This window comes from Microvirga lenta, assembly GCF_020532555.1.
Classification (GTDB): domain Bacteria; phylum Pseudomonadota; class Alphaproteobacteria; order Rhizobiales; family Beijerinckiaceae; genus Microvirga; species Microvirga lenta.
Genome location: NZ_JAJBBR010000009.1, coordinates 47970 through 65561 on the forward strand (window position 1 = coordinate 47970; position 17592 = coordinate 65561).

13 protein-coding genes are annotated in these 17592 nt (G+C 59.5%); all 13 read left to right on the forward strand.

The genetic code is table 11. The features are described 5' to 3' along the window. Positions 1-31 precede the first annotated feature (31 nt). Positions 32-1651, forward strand: coding sequence for a M81 family metallopeptidase (locus tag LGR44_RS14995; RefSeq protein ID WP_226741520.1), 1620 nt, complete (start codon positions 32-34; stop codon positions 1649-1651). Between the two features lie 70 nt (positions 1652-1721). Further along, on the forward strand, positions 1722-3404 hold the full coding sequence (locus LGR44_RS15000) for an amidohydrolase (protein WP_226741521.1): 1683 nt from the start codon (positions 1722-1724) through the stop codon (positions 3402-3404). A 156-nt stretch (positions 3405-3560) separates the two neighbouring features. Next, positions 3561-5108: an ABC transporter substrate-binding protein gene (locus tag LGR44_RS15005; protein ID WP_226741704.1), complete on the forward strand. Its 1548-nt coding sequence runs from the start codon at positions 3561-3563 to the stop codon at positions 5106-5108. Positions 5109-5193: 85 nt separating this feature from the next. Next, positions 5194-6129, forward strand: coding sequence for an ABC transporter permease (locus tag LGR44_RS15010; protein WP_226741522.1), 936 nt, complete (start codon positions 5194-5196; stop codon positions 6127-6129). A gap of 9 nt (positions 6130-6138) precedes the next feature. Then, positions 6139-6960, forward strand: a complete 822-nt coding sequence (locus LGR44_RS15015; RefSeq protein ID WP_226741523.1) for an ABC transporter permease — start codon at positions 6139-6141, stop codon at positions 6958-6960. Then, positions 6957-7937, forward strand: coding sequence for an ABC transporter ATP-binding protein (locus tag LGR44_RS15020; RefSeq protein WP_226741524.1), 981 nt, complete (start codon positions 6957-6959; stop codon positions 7935-7937). The genes LGR44_RS15015 and LGR44_RS15020 overlap by 4 nt, the downstream gene beginning before the upstream one ends. Further along, complete coding sequence (locus tag LGR44_RS15025; protein WP_226741705.1) at positions 7930-8937, forward strand: ABC transporter ATP-binding protein; 1008 nt, start codon at positions 7930-7932, stop codon at positions 8935-8937. Before LGR44_RS15020 ends, LGR44_RS15025 begins: the two co-directional genes overlap by 8 nt. Before the next feature lie 67 nt (positions 8938-9004). Continuing rightward, positions 9005-10525: a L,D-transpeptidase family protein gene (locus tag LGR44_RS15030; RefSeq protein WP_226741525.1), complete on the forward strand. Its 1521-nt coding sequence runs from the start codon at positions 9005-9007 to the stop codon at positions 10523-10525. A gap of 180 nt (positions 10526-10705) precedes the next feature. Beyond that, a complete protein-coding gene (ftsH, locus tag LGR44_RS15035) occupies positions 10706-12478 on the forward strand; it encodes an ATP-dependent zinc metalloprotease FtsH (RefSeq protein WP_226741526.1) in 1773 nt (590 codons plus the stop codon). Positions 12479-12759: 281 nt separating this feature from the next. Continuing rightward, positions 12760-14049 (forward strand): urea ABC transporter substrate-binding protein, encoded by a 1290-nt coding sequence (gene urtA / locus LGR44_RS15040; RefSeq protein ID WP_404809930.1) that lies wholly within the window; start codon positions 12760-12762, stop codon positions 14047-14049. A 63-nt stretch (positions 14050-14112) separates the two neighbouring features. Continuing rightward, entirely contained in the window at positions 14113-15705 is a 1593-nt protein-coding gene (urtB, locus tag LGR44_RS15045) for an urea ABC transporter permease subunit UrtB (protein WP_226741527.1), read from the forward strand. Continuing rightward, positions 15702-16835 (forward strand): urea ABC transporter permease subunit UrtC, encoded by a 1134-nt coding sequence (gene urtC / locus LGR44_RS15050; RefSeq protein ID WP_226741528.1) that lies wholly within the window; start codon positions 15702-15704, stop codon positions 16833-16835. The genes urtB and urtC overlap by 4 nt, the downstream gene beginning before the upstream one ends. Positions 16836-16838: 3 nt before the next feature. Next, entirely contained in the window at positions 16839-17591 is a 753-nt protein-coding gene (gene urtD / locus LGR44_RS15055; RefSeq protein ID WP_226741529.1) for an urea ABC transporter ATP-binding protein UrtD, read from the forward strand. Position 17592 lies beyond the last annotated feature (1 nt).

Below are 17592 nucleotides of genomic sequence, written 5' to 3' on the forward strand. Positions count from 1 at the left end.
CCTCTATCCATATCAAAAATGGATCGATTGAGTGAAAGATGATATTTGGAGAATTCTTTCTCGTTTGTCACCATCCGCGAAAATGAGTTCCGAAGAAACTCGGGTTGACGCAACAAAGTGTCGCTTGGGTTCAGGGCGCCGCACTTTTCGTGTGGCTGATATAAGGGGATGGGCGGAGATGGGACGGCGCGTTCTGGTTGCAGAATTCATGCATGAGACGAACACGTTCAGTGTTCAGCTGACGGACGAGAAAGCTTTCAAGAACTCCAGCTACTATCTTGGCGACGAAATCCCGCCGGCATTTCGTGGGACGCGGACATCCATCGGTGCGGCCCTTGAAGCGGCGGAGAAGTTCGGGTGGGACGTCGTTCACCCAGTCGCTGCTTCGGCCAATCCATCTGGCAGGGTGACCGACGAGTGTTTCGAAGCCCTGACGAAGCGAATCTTGGATGCTTGCGATGGCATGGACGGAATTCTGCTTCACCTTCATGGCTCGATGTCCACTCAAAGCCACGATGATGGCGAGGGTGAGTTGCTCGCCCGCATCCGGTCGCGTGTCGGGCCTGACGTGCCCGTTATCGCCGTGCTCGACCTCCATGCGACCGTGACGCAGCGAATGGCCGACAATGCAAACTCGCTGATTTCATACCGGACCTATCCCCACATCGATCAGTACGAACGAACTTGGCAGGCTGCGGAGCTTCTGGAGAAGGCCATGGCAGGTGTAGTAACGCCTCGAGTAGCTCTTGCCCGCCGCCCCATCCTGTATGCCCTGGATGGAGGGCGCACCACGTCCCCTCCCATGATGGAACTGCTCCGAAGAGGTGACCAGATAGAGGTGTCAGGAAAGGCTCTTGTCGTCAGCGTCCAAGCCGGATTCTCCTCTGCCGACGTTCACGACATCGGACCGTCCATTGCCGTCACTGGCAATGATCGAGCCTCGGCCCAGATAATCGCCGAGGAGCTCATGAACTATGCCTGGGAGCAGAGAACATTCTCGTCGATCCATTTCACGCCACTCGCTGAGGCCATCGCCAAGGCGAAAGCCGAAGAGGCTGGAGCCGTAAAGCCTCTGATCATTGCAGATTACTCCGACAATCCCGGCTCCGGCGCTTATGGGGATGCCACCGCTCTTCTCAAGGCCGTGCTCGAGGCGGATCTCCAGAATGTCGGCTTCCATGCCATCTGCGATCCCGAGGCGGTGCAGCAGGCGCAGGCGGCTGGGGTTGGCAATCGGGTGAGGCTCGAACTGGGAGGAAAGACCGATCCGACGATGGGAGGAGGTCCTCTCAAGATCACCGGCCATGTCGCTGCAATCACCGATGGATCCTTCATCGCCTACGGCCCGATGGGGGGCGGTGCCCGTCGCAATTATGGTCTGAGCCTTTTGCTCCGGGTCGGTGGAGTGGAAATCATCGTGATCAGTCATAACGGTCAAGCCACTGACCTTGGGCAGTTCACGTCCCTCGGAGTCGATCCAACTCGAAAATCGACTCTCATCGTGAAGTCGATGCAGCACTTCCGTGCAGCCTTCGAGCCGATTGCGCGAGAGGTCCTTGAAGTCGATACCGGTGCGTTGTCGACGCGCAATTTCAAGGAGCGCCCCTACAAGAACATCAGACGTCCGATTTGGCCTCTGGACGCCATTTGAGGACATCTTGCCGTGGACCGCCGGAAGGAAGCATCATTCCCCGGCCGACGTCAGTAACCAGGAAGCTTGCATGAATATCGCTGTTAGCCAGTCCCTCGCATCCGATCGGTCGGGAGAAGCAACTGCTCGCCCAATCGCGGACATCATACTCAGAAACGGTCCGATCTGGTGCGGCCGAAATGAGGGTGTCGTGGAGGCGGTCGCAATCTGGCAGGACCGGATTCTGGCGTCCGGGCGCGATGCTGACATCGCCAGTCTAGCCGGCCCGGCAACGCGTATAATCGACCTGAAAGGTCGTCTCGCCACACCCGGACTAAACGACTCGCATCTCCACCTGATCTCCCTCGGAATGATGATGGACTGGGTGGATGCAAAGCCAACAACCGCACCGACGCTTGAATCGCTTCTTTCCGCGATCAAGGAGCGGGCTTCGAAGACACGTCCCGGCGAATGGATCCTCGCCCGCGGCTACGATCAGACGAAGCTTGATGTAGAGCGCCATCCCCATCGGAGCGAACTCGATCAGGCGGCTCCAGACCATCCTATGATGCTGGTACGCACCTGCGGACATATCTCGATCTGCAATTCCAAGGCCCTGGAATTGGCAGGAATCGATGAGAGTTCGCCGACGCCTCCGGGAGGTCTGATCGAGCAGCAGAATGGCCGCCTCACAGGTCTGCTGGCGGAGAACGCCCGTGCGCCTGTTTGGGCAGTCATTCCTCCGCCAACGCAGGACGAACTCGTCGCCGCCATCGAGCGAGGTGGCCGTCACCTCTTGTCGTACGGCATCACCAGCTGCATGGATGCGGCTGTCGGACAACGGGGCGGTTTCGGCGAGATTGCGGCTTACCACAGAGCAAAACGCGAAGGCCGGCTTCCCGTCCGTACCTGGCTGGCGCTGCTGGGCGATCCTGACAAGACGATCGTTCCGCAATGCTATGAAGCTGGACTGATCTCGGGTACGGGAGATGACATGCTGATGGTCGGAGCCATCAAGTTCTTCCTCGATGGTTCCGCCGGCGGCCGCACTGCTTGGATGTCGAAGCCCTACCTGGGCGAGGATGCCACGACCGGTGTTCAGATGATGTCCGACGACGAACTGAATGAACTTGTCATGGACGCTCACGCCAAGGGGTATCAACTAGCCTGTCATGCTATTGGAGATGCGGCGATCGAGCAGTTGATCACCGCCTATGAGCGAGCTCTTGCCGCGTTTCCCGACCCGAACAGGCGTCACCGGATTGAGCACTCCGGATTCTCCACGCCGGAGCAGCACGACCGGATGGTGAAAGCTGGTATCTATCCATGCCCGCAACAGGTATTCGTCTATGACTTCGGAGACGCCTATGTTTCCGTGCTCGGCGAAGAGCGGGGATTGAAGAGCTATCCGTTCAAGACGTGGATCAATCTCGGCCTGAAGCCTGCGACCGGCAGCGATGCGCCGGTCTGCGAACCTGATCCGTTCCCGAATTTCTATGCAATGCTGACACGCAAGACATGGAAGGGAACAGTGATGGATGCGAGCGAGTGCATCTCGATAGAGGAGGCGCTTCAGGCTTACACCGAGTATGGCGCATTCTCGCAGAAGATGGAGAACGTGAAAGGGCGCCTGGTGCCGGGTCAGTTGGCGGACATCGCAGTCTTCTCGCGAAATCTTCTGACCGCCTCGCCAGAGGATATTCTTGACAACACCCAATGCGATCTTACGATCCGAGGAGGTTCGATCGTTCATGATCGTCTAGGCGTCTCTTAGAACATAAAGGGGAACGCGCCTGGACGTCGAACTGCATCGACGGGTGTATGAACTATTTGCGGGCCGGCATATCGCCGGCGCGTCCGCAGATGTCACAGCTTTGGAGGATCAGCCGTGCTCAAGAAATTCGTCATCACCACAGCGCTTGCTCTTACCATGAGTGCCGGCGCCTATGCCGAAACACCGCGTCAGGGCGGTACGATCCGCTTCACGGCGCCGTATGGATCGAGCTTCGCGAACCTCGACATCCACACGTCCAATCGGGCTCAGGACGAGATCTGGGCGAAGGCCATCCATCGGGCGCTCTACAACTGGGACGCAAACGCCAATAAGCCGGTTCTCGAACTGGCGAAGGAGGTCACGGTTTCAGGCGACGGTCTCGTGCATACCTTCAAGCTGCGAGACGACGCATTCTTTCATCACGGGCGTAAAATGACCGCCGACGATGTCATCTGGACCTTCACCAGATTGATGGATGGCGCAAAGGCCTATCCCGGCGCGCGCTACGTGCGCATCATCAAGGGTGCCATCGACGTCGAGAAGGGGCAGGCGAAGGAAATCTCCGGTCTCAAGAAAATCGACGACTTCACCATCGAAATGACCCTGACCGAAAAGGTTGATCCTGGCTTCAATTTCTACCAGGCCATGACCTCCATCTATCCTGCGGACGAGGCAGGCAAGGACAGTTTCAACTCCAAGCCTATCGGGTTGGGGCCCTACAAGTTCGTCGAGTACGTCCCCGGATCGCGCTTGGTCGCGGAGCGCTGGGAGAAGTTCTATAAGCCCGGCAAGCCTCATGCCGACAGGGTGACGATCTCGATCATGGGCGAAGCTTCGGCACGTGACGTCGCATTCCGGAACAAGGAGATCGACGCGTCGATCCTCGGGCCAACCCAGTATGTCGCCTACAAGGCGGATCCGGAGCTCTCGAAGGGCATTCTCGAGGTTCCCGAGGTCTATACCCGCATCATGGGAATGAACCCGAACTTCAAGCCATTCTCCGATAAGCGTGTCCGTCAGGCCATCAATCACGCCATTGATGCGGACCTCATCATCAAGCGGCTCGTGAAGGACAAGGCCTACCGCGCGACGAGCTGGCTTCCGATCTCATCGCCGGCATACGACAAGGATATGAAGCCTTACGCCTACGACCCTGAGAAGGCGAAGAAGCTGCTCGCGGAGGCGGGGTATCCGGAAGGCTTCGAGTTCGAATGGACGGCAACATCGAATGAGAGCTGGGGAATTCCGATCGTCGAAGCCGTCATTCCCATGCTCGAAAAGGTGGGAGTCAAGGTCAGGATCAAGCCGGTCGAGGGCACTGTGCTGTCGGAGGTGGCACGTAGCGGCGATTACCAGGCCTTCATCTGGTCTAACACCTCGGGTCCGGACCCGCTGACCTCGCTCAAGTGCTTCCACTCGGCGACGCCGCAAACGGCCTGCAACTACACCCAGTTCAAGAATGCCGAGTTCGACAGGCTTCTCGATGAAGCAGCCGCGACGGACGATGCCGCAAAGCGGATTGACAACTTGAAAAAGGCCAATGCGATCCTCCGTGAAGAAGCGCCTATGTGGTGGTTCAACTACAACAAGGCTGTCATGGCGTATCAGCCTTGGATCAAGGGATTGCAGCCGAACGCAACCGAACTGGCGATCCAGAACTACGAGGACATCTGGGTCGAGGCGTCCTCGCCAGCCGCAAAGTAAGCGGCAGGTTTCGCAAGCACTCACAGTAAACTGCAGATCCTGACGCTCTGGGACCAAACACCAGAGCGTCAGGCCGGAGCGTTGTATGCTGTCTTTCATCGTGCGGCGATTGCTGCAGACATTGCCTATCATTCTGGCTGTTGCAGCTCTGATCTTCGTGATGTTCAGTGTCATTCCGGGCACTTTCGCATCGAGCATGAGCGACGACGGACGGAGTGTCCTGGACGCCGAAGTCATGACGCGGATGAACAAGGAGTTCGGTCTCGACGATCCGGTTTACGTCCGCTTCGGCAAATACATCGCCCAGTTGGCGACGTTCGATCTAGGAACCTCTTTCAGGACGCGCCAGCCGGTCGCGGATGTCATTGCCGAGCGCCTTTGGCCTACCGCTCAGCTCGCGATTGCATCCATGTTGTTCGCGATAGCCGTCGGAGTGCCGTTGGGGTTCATCGCAGCCCTGCGGCCCGGCGGATGGATCGATACACTTTCCATGATCGGTGCCGTGTCGGGATTGTCACTTCCGAAGTTCTGGCTTGGCCTGATGCTGATGTATCTCTTCGCGCTCGTGCTCGGTTGGCTGCCGAGCTTCGGCTATGGAGACGGCAGCATCCGCTATCTGATCTTGCCTGCCGTCGCCCTTGGTGTCGCGCCATTGGCGCTTCTGGCGCGTACAACACGGGCTGCGGTGCTTGAAATCATGAACGCTGATTTCGTCCGCACGGCTCGCGCCAAAGGAATGAGCGAGAGCAAGGTCGTGCGATGGCATCTTACCCGGAACACCCTTGTGATCGTACTGACGACGATCGGTCTTCAGTTCGGTACCGTTATCGGTCAGGCTGTGGTCGTCGAGAAGCTGTTCTCCTGGCCTGGGCTCGGTTCGTTGCTGGTCGACAGCGTCACTCTGCGGGACATCCCTGTCGTTCAGGGTTCGATTCTCGTGATCGTCCTGCTGTTCCTTCTCATCAACATGCTCGTCGATGTGCTTTGTGCCGTCATCGATCCGCGCATCAAGTATACCTGAGGCTATGACATGAAGCTCAGAGCCAACCTCCTGATTGGAGGCGTGCTTTTCGCCGGTGTAGTCATTGCCGGAATCTTCGCTCCCTGGCTGGCTCACACCGACCCGGTGATGGATGCCAATCTGATGTATGCGGAGGAGCCGCCTGGCCAGGAATTCTGGTTCGGCACCGATGCCCAAGGTCGCGATATCTATAGTCGTGTTCTCTACGGAGCTCGTATTTCGCTCACGGTCGGCATCGTGTCGCAGCTCATCAATACCGTCATCGGCGTGTGCCTCGGTCTTTCCGCCGGCTACTGGGGTGGCTGGTGGGACGACTTTGTGAATGGCCTGACCAACATGATGCTGGCCATTCCCTCCCTGATCTTCGCTCTTGCAATCATGGCGATCCTGAACCCTGGATTGACGAGCTTGTTGATCGCGCTCGGCCTCACGAACTGGTCGTTTACCTGCCGGCTCGCGCGCGCATCGGCTCTCTCGCTGAAGAGCCAAGGCTATGTGCAGGCGGCAAAGGTGCTGGGATATGGTGATCTGCGCATCATGCTGACGCAGCTCCTGCCCAATATGCTCGGTCCCATCATCGTCATCGGCACCCTCGGCATGGGCGGTGCGGTGCTCGCCGAAGCTGCGCTGTCCTTCCTTGGCCTCGGCATCCGCCCACCTTACCCCAGCTGGGGCAGCATGTTGTCGGATGCCCGGGATCAGATCACTACGGCCCCATGGATCTCTATTTTCCCCGGGCTCGCGATTTTCATGACCGTCTTGGGCTTGAACCTGCTAGGTGACGGGCTGCGCGATATCCTCGATCCTCAAGCGAGGGCACGACGCGCATGACGGCTAAACCCCTTCTCGAGGTTGAGAACCTCAGGATCGATCTTGCTCTCGGCAACAAGAAGTTTGCCGCCGTGCAGGATGTCTCCTTCACGATCGGGCACGGTGAGACGCTGGGACTCGTCGGTGAGTCTGGCTGCGGCAAAAGCATCACCGCTCTGGCGCTCATCGGCCTCCTGCGTGATCCGCTCGCCATTGGTGGTGGAACCATTCGCTTCGATGGACGCGAGATCCAAAGCCTTTCAGCTTCCGAGATGCGGAAACTGCGTGGCAATCGCATTTCGATGATCTTTCAGGAGCCGATGACGGCGCTCAACCCCCTGTCTCCCGTGGGGAGGCAGATCGCGGAAATGTTCGTGCTGCACAAAGGGGCCAGCTGGCGGGAGGCCGAGCGGCTCGCTGTCGAGGCGCTGGCAAGCGTGCGGGTTCCGGCACCGGACCGGAGGGTCGAAGATTACCCTCATCAACTGTCCGGCGGCATGCGCCAGCGGGTCATGATTGCGATTGCCTTGGCCTGCGGGCCGGATCTTCTGCTCGCGGACGAGCCGACGACAGCCCTGGACGTGACGGTTCAGGCCGAGATACTCGACCTTATCCGTGACCTGTCCGCCGCCAAGGGAACGGCGGTGCTGATGATCAGCCACGATCTGGGCCTGATCGCGAATATGTGTCGCCGGGTCGGAGTCATGTACGCGGGAAAGCTCGTTGAGGAACGTGCTGCCGAGGATGTGTTCCGGGCTCCGAGCCACCCTTACACAAGTGGGCTCGTAGCCTCCCTGCCGCTGCTCGGTGCAAGGGCTCGGCATGGCCGGCAACGTCTCAAGGAAATTTCTGGCGTCGTTCCACCCGTTGCGGCATTTCCGACCGGGTGTCGCTTCAATCCCCGTTGCTACGCGGCCAGCGATATCTGCAGAGCCAACGATCCTGCAGCGACCCCACTGAACAGTGGCGGTTTCGTACGGTGCCACCATCATGAATGAAAACACTGGCGATACGATCCTGAGGATTGAGGATCTCGCGGTCCACTTTCCGCTTGGCGGCGGCTTGTTCGGCGGACCGAGGCGGCTCCTGCATGCAGTGGATGGCGTCGATCTGGAGTTGAAGCGCGGCGAGTGCCTTGGCCTTGTCGGAGAGTCCGGTTGCGGAAAGTCGACCCTTGCGCTGTCCATTCTGGGACTTCAGGCGCCGACCCGTGGGCGGATCATCCTTGATGGTCAGGATGTTTCAGGAGCGAGTGCGGGGCGGAAGGCGAGGGCGCGCATTGCCCAAATGGTGTTCCAGGATCCGTATTCCTCGCTCAATCCCCGTCAGACAGTACGCAGGACCCTCGAAGCTCCCCTCCGCCTCCACGGCATTTCGGCATCAAGCGAGATCGAGGGGCGCGTGGCCGATATTCTCAAGCGGGTCGGTTTGAGGCCGGAGCATGCCGAAAGGTATCCGCATGAGTTCTCGGGAGGGCAGCGTCAGCGCATCGGCATCGCGCGCGCACTGATCCTGGAGCCGAAGATCATCATCCTGGACGAGCCGGTATCTGCACTCGACGTCTCCATTCGGGCGCAGATCATCAACCTGCTGCTGGAGCTCAAGGAAACGCTTGGCCTCTCCTACATCATGATCAGCCACGATCTCGGTGTGGTCGAACACATGAGCGACCGGGTCGCTGTCATGTATCTCGGTCGTATCGTAGAGACGGGAGGCTGGGAGGAAATCTTCACGAATCCGCAGCATCCGTACACGCGGGCCCTCATTTCGGCGATTCCGGACCCGTTCAGACGCAGCAGGGGAGCGAAGATCACGGGTGAGATTCCAAACCCGCTCGACCTCCCTACCGGTTGCAGCTTCCACCCACGCTGCCCTGAGGCGCGGGATATTTGCCGCGCGCCTTCAACACCCGAGTTTCGCCAGGTTGGGAAAGGGCATCTTGTCCGATGCCGACGTGTTGGCGAAATCGGGATGCCGGAGAAGGCACTGCTCGCGTGAAACCGAAAGACAAGAGCCGGCTGCGTGACGGCAGGTGGTGGACGTTGCTCTTCGAGAGAGACCTGCGATGACGCGCATTCCAAGAATTTATGTTCGTGCTCCTCGTTCTGGGGAGGCGCCTCACCTCGCTACGCTTACAATCGGGGACTGGACCATCCCGTGCACCATCGGATCTGAAGGGCTCGTTCAGGCCTCGTTGAAGCGCGAGGGCGACAAGCGGACGCCCATCGGTGTTTTCCCGCTCCGCTATGGGCTTTTCGACCAGACTACGCTGCCCGACTTTCCGCGCGATCTCGCGTTTCCCTTCGTGCCCTTGTCGGACGATATGGTCTGGGAAGAGGAGGGGCCCGACTATAACCGGCTCGTCTTCTCGCCGAACGATGAACGCATGAACGAGAGGTTGGTCCGGCACCGGAGCGAGCGTCTTTTCGACGTGATCGTGCCGATAGGTTTCAACGACTCCATTCCTGAATTCGGGCGCGGTAGCGCCATTTTCATCCATGCTGCCCGTCCCGATATGAGCGGCACCGCGGGATGCGTCGGCGTTCCCCGGGAAAAGATGCTCGACTTTGCTCGGCGGCTGGAGCCCGGGATGGTCATCGATGTCGATTTCGCTGAGACAACGGCGTTCCCAGCCTCCGATCCGGAGGGGCCACTGGAGACGGTGCGCTTCATCGGCATTCAGCCTGGTCCGAAACTCCTCGTGATGGGTGCGGTCCACGGCAACGAGCCGTGCGGGACACAGGCCATTCTGCGTGCGATTTCCGATTGCCGCACTGGAAAGCTGGCAATCCGCAGGGGCGAAGTGACGTTCCTGCCGGTCGCTAATCTGAAGGCCTATCGCCAGCGAACCAGGGAAGGCGACCGGAACCTGAACCGCGATCTGCGCGAGAAGACGATCCCCGAGGACTATGAAGACCGTATCGGCAATCGCCTCTGTGCACTTTTGCGGGAGAATGAGGTTCTGCTCGATATCCACTCGTTCAGAGGTGCCGGCGAACCATTTGTTTTTGCCGGGCCGCTCAATAATTCCGGTCCTGTGGAGCCATTTCGGTTCGCGGAGGCTGAAGGTGAGCTCGCTGCGAGGCTTGGAACGACGGTCGTCATCCATGGCTGGCTTGAAGTGTATGGGCGCTTCCTGAAGGAACGCATTCGGCTCGGCTATTCCAACAGGGCCAGTTCCGAAGGTGTCGGCACGACGGAATACATGCGCTTTTCAGGCGGGTATGGCGTGACATTGGAATGCGGTTCGCATGACGATCCCAAGGCGGTCGAGGTTGGTTATTCGGCCATCGTCAGCGCCCTAGCCCATCTCGGCCTCGTCGATGCGCCCGTCCCTAAGGTCACGGCGAACACTGTCATCCAGATCGTCGACGTTCTGATCTGCGAGGCCGAAGGGGATCGGCTTGAGGGGAATTGGAGGACAGGGGACGCAATAGCGGAGGGGCAAGCCCTGGTCAGAAGGGGCGCGGGGGAGGTTCTGACCGCGCCGCGTGACGGGTTCATTATCTTTCCGAACGCGAGCGCCAAGCCCGGGGACGGCTTGTGCTATTTCGGCGTGGCGAGCTCCCGCGTTCTGGCCTCATAGGCGCTGAGCTCCTGGAAACGGCACTTCCTTTCGCACCTGTGGCAATACGGCATTTAGGTATATATACCTCTGTCCTGAAGGGTAACCGTGCCATTTCGCCGTACTGCGGCATTTCGCAAAACAGACTAGAGAGCGTCTCAGGGACAGTAAGTCCATACCTGCGCTTTGGGGGCTCGGCCTGTGACCATCGTTCTGGAAAAAATAAGAAGAACGCTTCGTCAGAGAAGCGTGGCCGTTTGTTCGGCAATTCTTGTCGCTCTTGCAGTCGTAACTGCGATTGTTGCACCTCGAATGATGTCGGATCCGGTTGCCGAGATCACTTATTCCGAGTTTGCACGGGACCTGGGCCTTGGAAAGGTCGAACGGGTGCTGATCGAGGAGGGCGGCTTTACCGTTCATCTCTCCGATGAAGAAGCCTTCGTGCGCCTCCCCGGTGATCTCCTGAGCGCCTCCTACCTTGACCGTCTGGCATCGTCCGGCGTGGAGGTGGATTTCGCGAAGCCTGGGATCGATGCATCCGGTATCGCAGGCTTCGTCGTCCCTCTGGTCCTGGTGGTGGCGGTTCTTGCGCTACTCGCCGTCCAGACGGACTTCAACCCGGCGGCCCGGTGGCCCCGTGTGATCAGGAACATTCCCGATCGCTTCGACGATGTGGCAGGGCAGAACGAGCCGAAGGCGGAATTGCAGGAAGTCATTGCCTTTCTGCGGGACTCGGAGGCTTTCACGAAGGTGGGCGCCCGCATTCCGCGAGGCCTTCTTATGGTCGGCCCTCCTGGGACAGGCAAAACACTCATCGCAAAGGCGTTGGCCGGCGAGGCGGGTGTCTCGTTCTTGGCCGTTTCTGGCAGCGATTTCTCGGCCCCACTCATCGGCATCGCCAAGAGCCGCGTTTCGAAGCTGTTCCAGCAAGCACGCAAGCGGGCCCCGTGTCTGATCTTCATCGACGAGATCGATGCCATCGGGCGCAAGCGAGGGGGAGGGGGATCCGCTGCCGACCGCGAGTTCGAGTCGACCCTGAATCAACTCCTTGTCGAGATGGACGGGTTCAACACGACGGCTGGAGTCATCGTCATCGGGGCGACCAACCGTGTTGATGTGCTCGATCCGGCCCTTCTGCGTCCTGGCCGCTTCGACCGCCAGGTTCATATCGGCCTTCCCGATATTGCGGGAAGGGAGGCGATTCTTCAGGTTCACGCCCGAAAAGTAACACTCGCAGAGAGTGTCGACCTGAGTTCCATTGCCAAGGGTACGCCCGGCTTCTCCGGTGCCGACCTCGGCAATCTGCTGAACGAGGCCGCCATTTTCGCTGCACGTGAAGGTAACCTCGCCATCACTCGTGAAAATCTGGAGGCGGCCCGCAACAAGGTCATCATGGGCCTGGAGAGACGATCCCTCGCCGTCACCCGCGAGGAGCGCAGGCTAGTCGCCGTGCACGAGGCGGGCCACGCCCTCTGTGCCTGCCTGACGCCTGGATCCGACAAGGTTCATAGCGCAACCATCGTGCCTCATGGACAGGCTCTAGGTCTGGTCATGCGCCTGCCGGATCATGACCGTCACTGCATTCCTGTCGAGAAGCTCGAGGCGGATCTGATCGTTGCTATGGGCGGCCGGGCTGCCGAGGAAATCGTGTTCGGCCCCAAGAGGGTTACGACCGGCGCGGCCAGCGATATTGCTCATGCTACGGACATTGCGCGAAGAATGGTCACCGAATGGGGTATGAGCTCTGCCATTGGCATGGTTCGGGTTTCGCGATCGAACGACAGCTTTCCCCCAGAGGTGGAGCGCGAAATCCGCCGGATTATCGAAGAGATGTATGCTGCCGCCAAAACGTGCATCGAACACAATCGAGGCGCGCTGGACACTCTCGTGGAGGCGCTGCTGGAGCGCGAAACGATTGATGGCGATGAGGTTCGTCGCATCGTTTCTCTGGCGGACGAGCGGATGGCCGCTTAAGCCTCCGCAAAAGACGCACCCTTAGATGGCATAGCATTCGAGCAGACCATGTTGCTCACGAGCGCGGGGCGGAACATATTCCGCCCCGCGCTCGTTGATGCCCGAGTGTCTTGTTTTTGAGCGCCCGCTTCTTTTCTGGGCAATAAGCCACTTCGTTTGGCCAGCTCCTGGCAAAGCCTGCCGATTTACGGCCGAGCCTTCCATCGAAACTCATACTGGCACGTTTCTTGCCTATGTCCTTTGGGGCTGCACGCGGTGCAGCGCACGCAAGGGAGAGGCTGATGTCGGTATGGAATTTGACTCGACGCAACATGTTGGCGCTGGCGGCAGCCGCGCTCGTATCGGGGGGCGCAGTCGGCTCCGCGACGGCGCAGGAGACGATCAAGGTCGGCGTCCTGCATTCGTTGTCGGGGACGATGGCAATCAGCGAGACGACGCTCAAGGACGTCATGCTGATGCTCATCGAGGAGCAGAACAGGAAGGGCGGCCTCCTCGGCAAGAAGCTGGAGGCTGTCGTCGTCGATCCGGCGTCGAATTGGCCGCTCTTTGCCGAGAAGGCTCGCGAGCTCATCAGCAATGAAAAGGTTGCGGCCGTATTCGGCTGCTGGACCTCCGTCTCCCGCAAATCCGTGCTCCCCGTCTTCAAGGAACTCAACAGCATCCTCTTCTATCCGGTGCAGTACGAGGGCGAGGAGAGCGAAAGGAACGTCTTCTACACGGGTGCGGCGCCAAACCAGCAGGCGATCCCCGCTGTCGACTACCTTGCCAAGGAAGAAAATGTGGAGCGTTGGGTCCTGGCGGGCACCGACTACGTCTACCCCCGCACGACCAACAAGATTCTCGAAGCATATCTGAAGTCCAAGGGCGTGAAATCCGAAGACATCATGATCAACTACACGCCGTTCGGTCACTCCGACTGGCAAACCATTGTCGCGGATATTAAGAAATTCGGGTCCGCCGGCAAAAAGACAGCTGTCGTCTCCACCATTAACGGCGACGCCAACGTGCCGTTCTACAAGGAACTTGCCAACCAGGGCGTCAAGGCGACGGATATTCCGGTGGTGGCTTTCTCGGTGGGTGAAGAGGAACTCGCCGGCATCGACACCAAGCCTCTCGTCGGCCACCTTGCGGCCTGGAACTACTTCCAATCCATCGACAATGCCGACAACAAGGCCTTCATCGAGAAATGGAAGGCCTTCACCAAGAACGACAAGCGCGTCACCAACGATCCGATGGAGGCCCATGTGGTCGGCTTCAACATGTGGGTGAAGGCTGTCGAGAAGGCAGGAACGACGGACCCTGACAAGGTGATCGACGCGATCGTAGGCGTCCAGGTCCCAAACCTCACCGGCGGCGTTTCCGAAATGCTGCCGAACCATCACATCACCAAGCCCGTGTTCATCGGTGAGATCAAGGACGACGGCCAGTTTGATGTGGTGTGGGAAACCGAAGGTCTCGTGCCAGGCGATGCGTGGTCGAAGTTCCTGGACGGATCCAAGGACCTGATCGCCGACTGGAAAACCCTGAAGTGCGGCAACTACAACACCGTCACGAGAAAGTGCGGCGCCTAAGTTCTTGAACGCCGGGGGCGGTGATCTCTCCGCCCTCGCAGATCCTCCGTTGAAGCATATTTCATGATCATCTTGCGCCATCTCTTAGCGGCCTTTGCAGTCCTTATCGGCATGGCCTCCTCTGCCTTCGCCGGCGTCTATGAAGATGCGCTGCCGAAGTTTGCCGCCGACAGCTATGCCGAGACCGATGCCGCCATTTCTGCTGTTGCGGGAAGCGGTCATCCCCTATCCTTGAAGGTCGTTGAGGCCGTGCGCGATGGTCGGCTTCTCGTCAGCTCCGGACAAATCATTATCCGTGAACCGTCTGGTAACCTGATTAGTGCGGTGACGGGGCAGGCTTTCGGGCCAACGCCATCAGGCCTCAAACCGGTCAGGATCAACAATCGCGTTCGCCGCGCTATCGAGGCTGCGTTGGGCAGCCTGACACTTCTCAGTTCCGATCCGGCTGCACGACTGCAGGCGGCTCGAGCGGTTTTTCGCTCCCGCGATGAGACGGCTCTGCCGAATCTGGAAACGGCTATCACACAGGAAACGGATGCAAATGTGAAGGGCGCCCTGCAGATAGCCCGTGCTGCAGTGCTTCTGGGCGCCTCCGGTACATCTACCGCAGATCGCCTGAAGGCCGTCGAGGCCTTGCAGGCCCGCGGAGACCAGGACGCGCTTGCGCTGTTATCGACGTTGCCTGTCGGGGTGCAGCCCGAGGTGGCGGACGCGGCAGGGAAGGCCGTTGAGAGCATCCGCTCCCGTCTGGCGTTCTGGAACGCGCTTCAGAATGTCTGGTACGGCATTTCCCTCGGGTCGGTCCTCTTGCTGGCTGCGATCGGCCTGGCAATCACCTTCGGTACCATGGGCGTCATCAATATGGCGCACGGTGAGATGGTGATGCTGGGTGCCTATACGACTTTCGTCGTTCAGGAGGCGATCCGCACCTATGCACCGGAATTGTTCGGCATCTCGCTGTTCCTATCGCTTCCACTTGCTTTCGTGGTCGCGGGTGCTGTCGGGATCCTCATCGAGCGTACCGTCATCCGCTTTCTCTACGGGCGCCCGCTGGAAACGCTGCTTGCGACTTGGGGCTTGTCTCTGATCCTACAGCAGACAGTCCGCACAATCTTCGGGCCGACGAACCGGGAGGTCGGGACACCAGCCTGGATGAGCGGTGCTCTCGAGATCGGGGGACTGAGCCTCACCTACAATCGCATCGCCATCGTCATCTTCGCGTTTGCGGCATTCGCGACCCTGCTTCTGGTGATGCGCTATACGTCCCTCGGACTCTACATGCGGGCAGTCACGCAGAACCGCCGCATGGCGGGATCCATGGGTATCCGAACAAACCGGATCGACGCCTTGGCTTTCGGTCTCGGCTCGGGCGTGGCGGGGATTGCCGGTGTTGCATTGTCCCAAATCGACAATGTGAGCCCCAATCTTGGTCAGAGCTACATCATCGACAGTTTCATGGTCGTGGTGTTCGGCGGTGTCGGGAATCTGTGGGGTACTCTGGTCGGAGCGATGACGCTCGGCATCGCGAACAAGTTTCTCGAGCCTTATGCCGGGGCGGTATTGGGCAAAATCGTCCTGCTCGTTGCGATCATCCTCTTCATTCAAAGGCGACCGCGCGGACTTTTCGCGCTCAGGGGCAGGGCGGTGGAAGCATGACGACGCAGTCTCTCATCGACAGGCAGAGCATCATCGTCTTGTCCTTGCTGGCGGCCACCGCTGTTCTGGTTCCCGTTCTGAACACGGTGGCGCCCCCTGGGTCGGCGCTTCATCTGTCCGATTACCTCGTGCCGCTTCTCGGCAAGTATCTATGCTTTGCTCTGCTGGCGCTCTCGGTCGATCTTATCTGGGGCTTCTGCGGTATTCTTTCGCTTGGTCACGGGGCATTCTTCGCTCTCGGCGGTTATGCGATGGGCATGTACCTCATGCGCCAGATCGGCTCGCGCGGGGTCTATGCGGATCCGATCCTGCCCGATTTCATGGTTTTCCTGAACTGGAGGGAGTTGCCATGGTTCTGGCATGGATTCGATTGGTTTCCCATCGCGGCGCTTATGGTGATCGCTGCGCCGGGCCTCCTGGCCTTCATCTTCGGTTGGTTCGCCTTCCGGTCTCGGGTGACGGGGGTCTACCTTTCAATCATCACGCAGGCCATGACCTTCGCGCTGATGCTTGCCTTCTTCCGCAATGATATGGGCTTCGGCGGCAATAACGGCCTGACCGATTTCAAGGAGATCCTTGGATTTCCGATCCAGTCGGGCTCGACCCGGATCGTCCTCTTCGTTCTTTCCACCGTTGCGCTCGCTGCCGGATATCTCCTCTGCAAGTGGATCGTGAACTCGAAACTCGGCAAGGTCTTGGTCGCGGTGCGGGATGCGGAGAGCCGGACACGATTTCTCGGTTATCGCGTCGAGATCTACAAGCTTGCGGTGTTTACCCTTTCAGCCATGATCGCGGGTGTTGCCGGCGCGCTTTACGTGCCGCAGGTCGGCATCATCAATCCGAGCGAGTTTGCCCCCGCCAATTCGATCGAGGTGGTGATCTGGGTCGCTGTCGGCGGACGTGGAACTCTAGCTGGCGCGATCCTCGGAGCGCTGGTCGTGAATGCTGGGAAAACCTGGTTTACCGGTGCCCTTCCCGAGTTCTGGCTGTTTGCACTTGGCGGCCTCTTCGTTTTCGTGACGCTTCTCATGCCGCGCGGCATCCTGGGGGGCGGCACGGATCTGTGGGCGAAGGTCAGGCGGTCCCGGACCCGACACGCACCTGGTGGGCTACCCTATGCGGCGGAGTAAGTCATGAGCGAACCTATCACTCCAACGCTGCTTTACCTCGACAACGTCACGGTTTCCTTCGACGGCTTTCGGGCTCTGAACGCACTCTCCCTTGCCATTGATCACGCGGAGATGCGCGCCATCATCGGACCCAACGGCGCGGGCAAGACCACCATGATGGACGTGATCACCGGCAAAACACGTCCCAACCAGGGAACAGCCCTGTTCGAAGGAGTTCATGACCTGACGGTACTTGACGAGGCCGCTATCGCCGAACTTGGCATCGGTCGAAAGTTCCAGACACCGACGGTGTTCGACATGCACAATGTCGAGGATAATCTGCTTCTCGCACTCAAGGGTGAGCGCGGTCCGTTCGCAGCCCTATTCTCTCGGCGCACGACGCGGGAGAGAGAGAGGATCGAGGCGCTCCTGGAACGTGTCCGCCTCAGCGCCCACCGGTACCGCAAGGCGGGCGAATTGTCCCACGGTCAGAAGCAATGGCTGGAGATCGGCATGCTTTTGGCCCAGGAGCCGAAGCTCCTTCTCGTGGATGAGCCCGCCGCGGGTATGACGGATCAGGAGACCGCCGATACCGCCGATCTCCTGCGGGATATTGCGAAGACCCGCGCCGTGGTCGTGGTGGAGCACGACATGACCTTCGTGCGCGATCTCGGAGTGAAAGTCACATGTCTCCACGAGGGCTCGGTTCTGGCCGAAGGCTCTCTCGATGCGGTAAGCGCCAATGAACGCGTGATCGAGGTTTACCTGGGCCGATGAC

What these genes read in the sequence shown, in the direction of transcription:
- LGR44_RS15000 (WP_226741521.1), top strand. Translation starts at nt 1,722, where the DNA reads ATGAATATCGCTGTTAGCCAGTCCCTCGCATCCGATCGGTCGGGAGAA.
- LGR44_RS15005 (WP_226741704.1), top strand. Translation starts at nt 3,561, where the DNA reads ATGAGTGCCGGCGCCTATGCCGAAACACCGCGTCAGGGCGGTACGATC.
- LGR44_RS15010 (WP_226741522.1), top strand. Translation starts at nt 5,194, where the DNA reads ATGCTGTCTTTCATCGTGCGGCGATTGCTGCAGACATTGCCTATCATT.
- LGR44_RS15015 (WP_226741523.1), top strand. Translation starts at nt 6,139, where the DNA reads ATGAAGCTCAGAGCCAACCTCCTGATTGGAGGCGTGCTTTTCGCCGGT.
- LGR44_RS15020 (WP_226741524.1), top strand. Translation starts at nt 6,957, where the DNA reads ATGACGGCTAAACCCCTTCTCGAGGTTGAGAACCTCAGGATCGATCTT.
- LGR44_RS15025 (WP_226741705.1), top strand. Translation starts at nt 7,930, where the DNA reads ATGAATGAAAACACTGGCGATACGATCCTGAGGATTGAGGATCTCGCG.
- LGR44_RS15030 (WP_226741525.1), top strand. Translation starts at nt 9,005, where the DNA reads ATGACGCGCATTCCAAGAATTTATGTTCGTGCTCCTCGTTCTGGGGAG.
- urtA (WP_404809930.1), top strand. Translation starts at nt 12,760, where the DNA reads ATGTCGGTATGGAATTTGACTCGACGCAACATGTTGGCGCTGGCGGCA.
- urtB (WP_226741527.1), top strand. Translation starts at nt 14,113, where the DNA reads ATGATCATCTTGCGCCATCTCTTAGCGGCCTTTGCAGTCCTTATCGGC.
- urtC (WP_226741528.1), top strand. Translation starts at nt 15,702, where the DNA reads ATGACGACGCAGTCTCTCATCGACAGGCAGAGCATCATCGTCTTGTCC.
- urtD (WP_226741529.1), top strand. Translation starts at nt 16,839, where the DNA reads ATGAGCGAACCTATCACTCCAACGCTGCTTTACCTCGACAACGTCACG.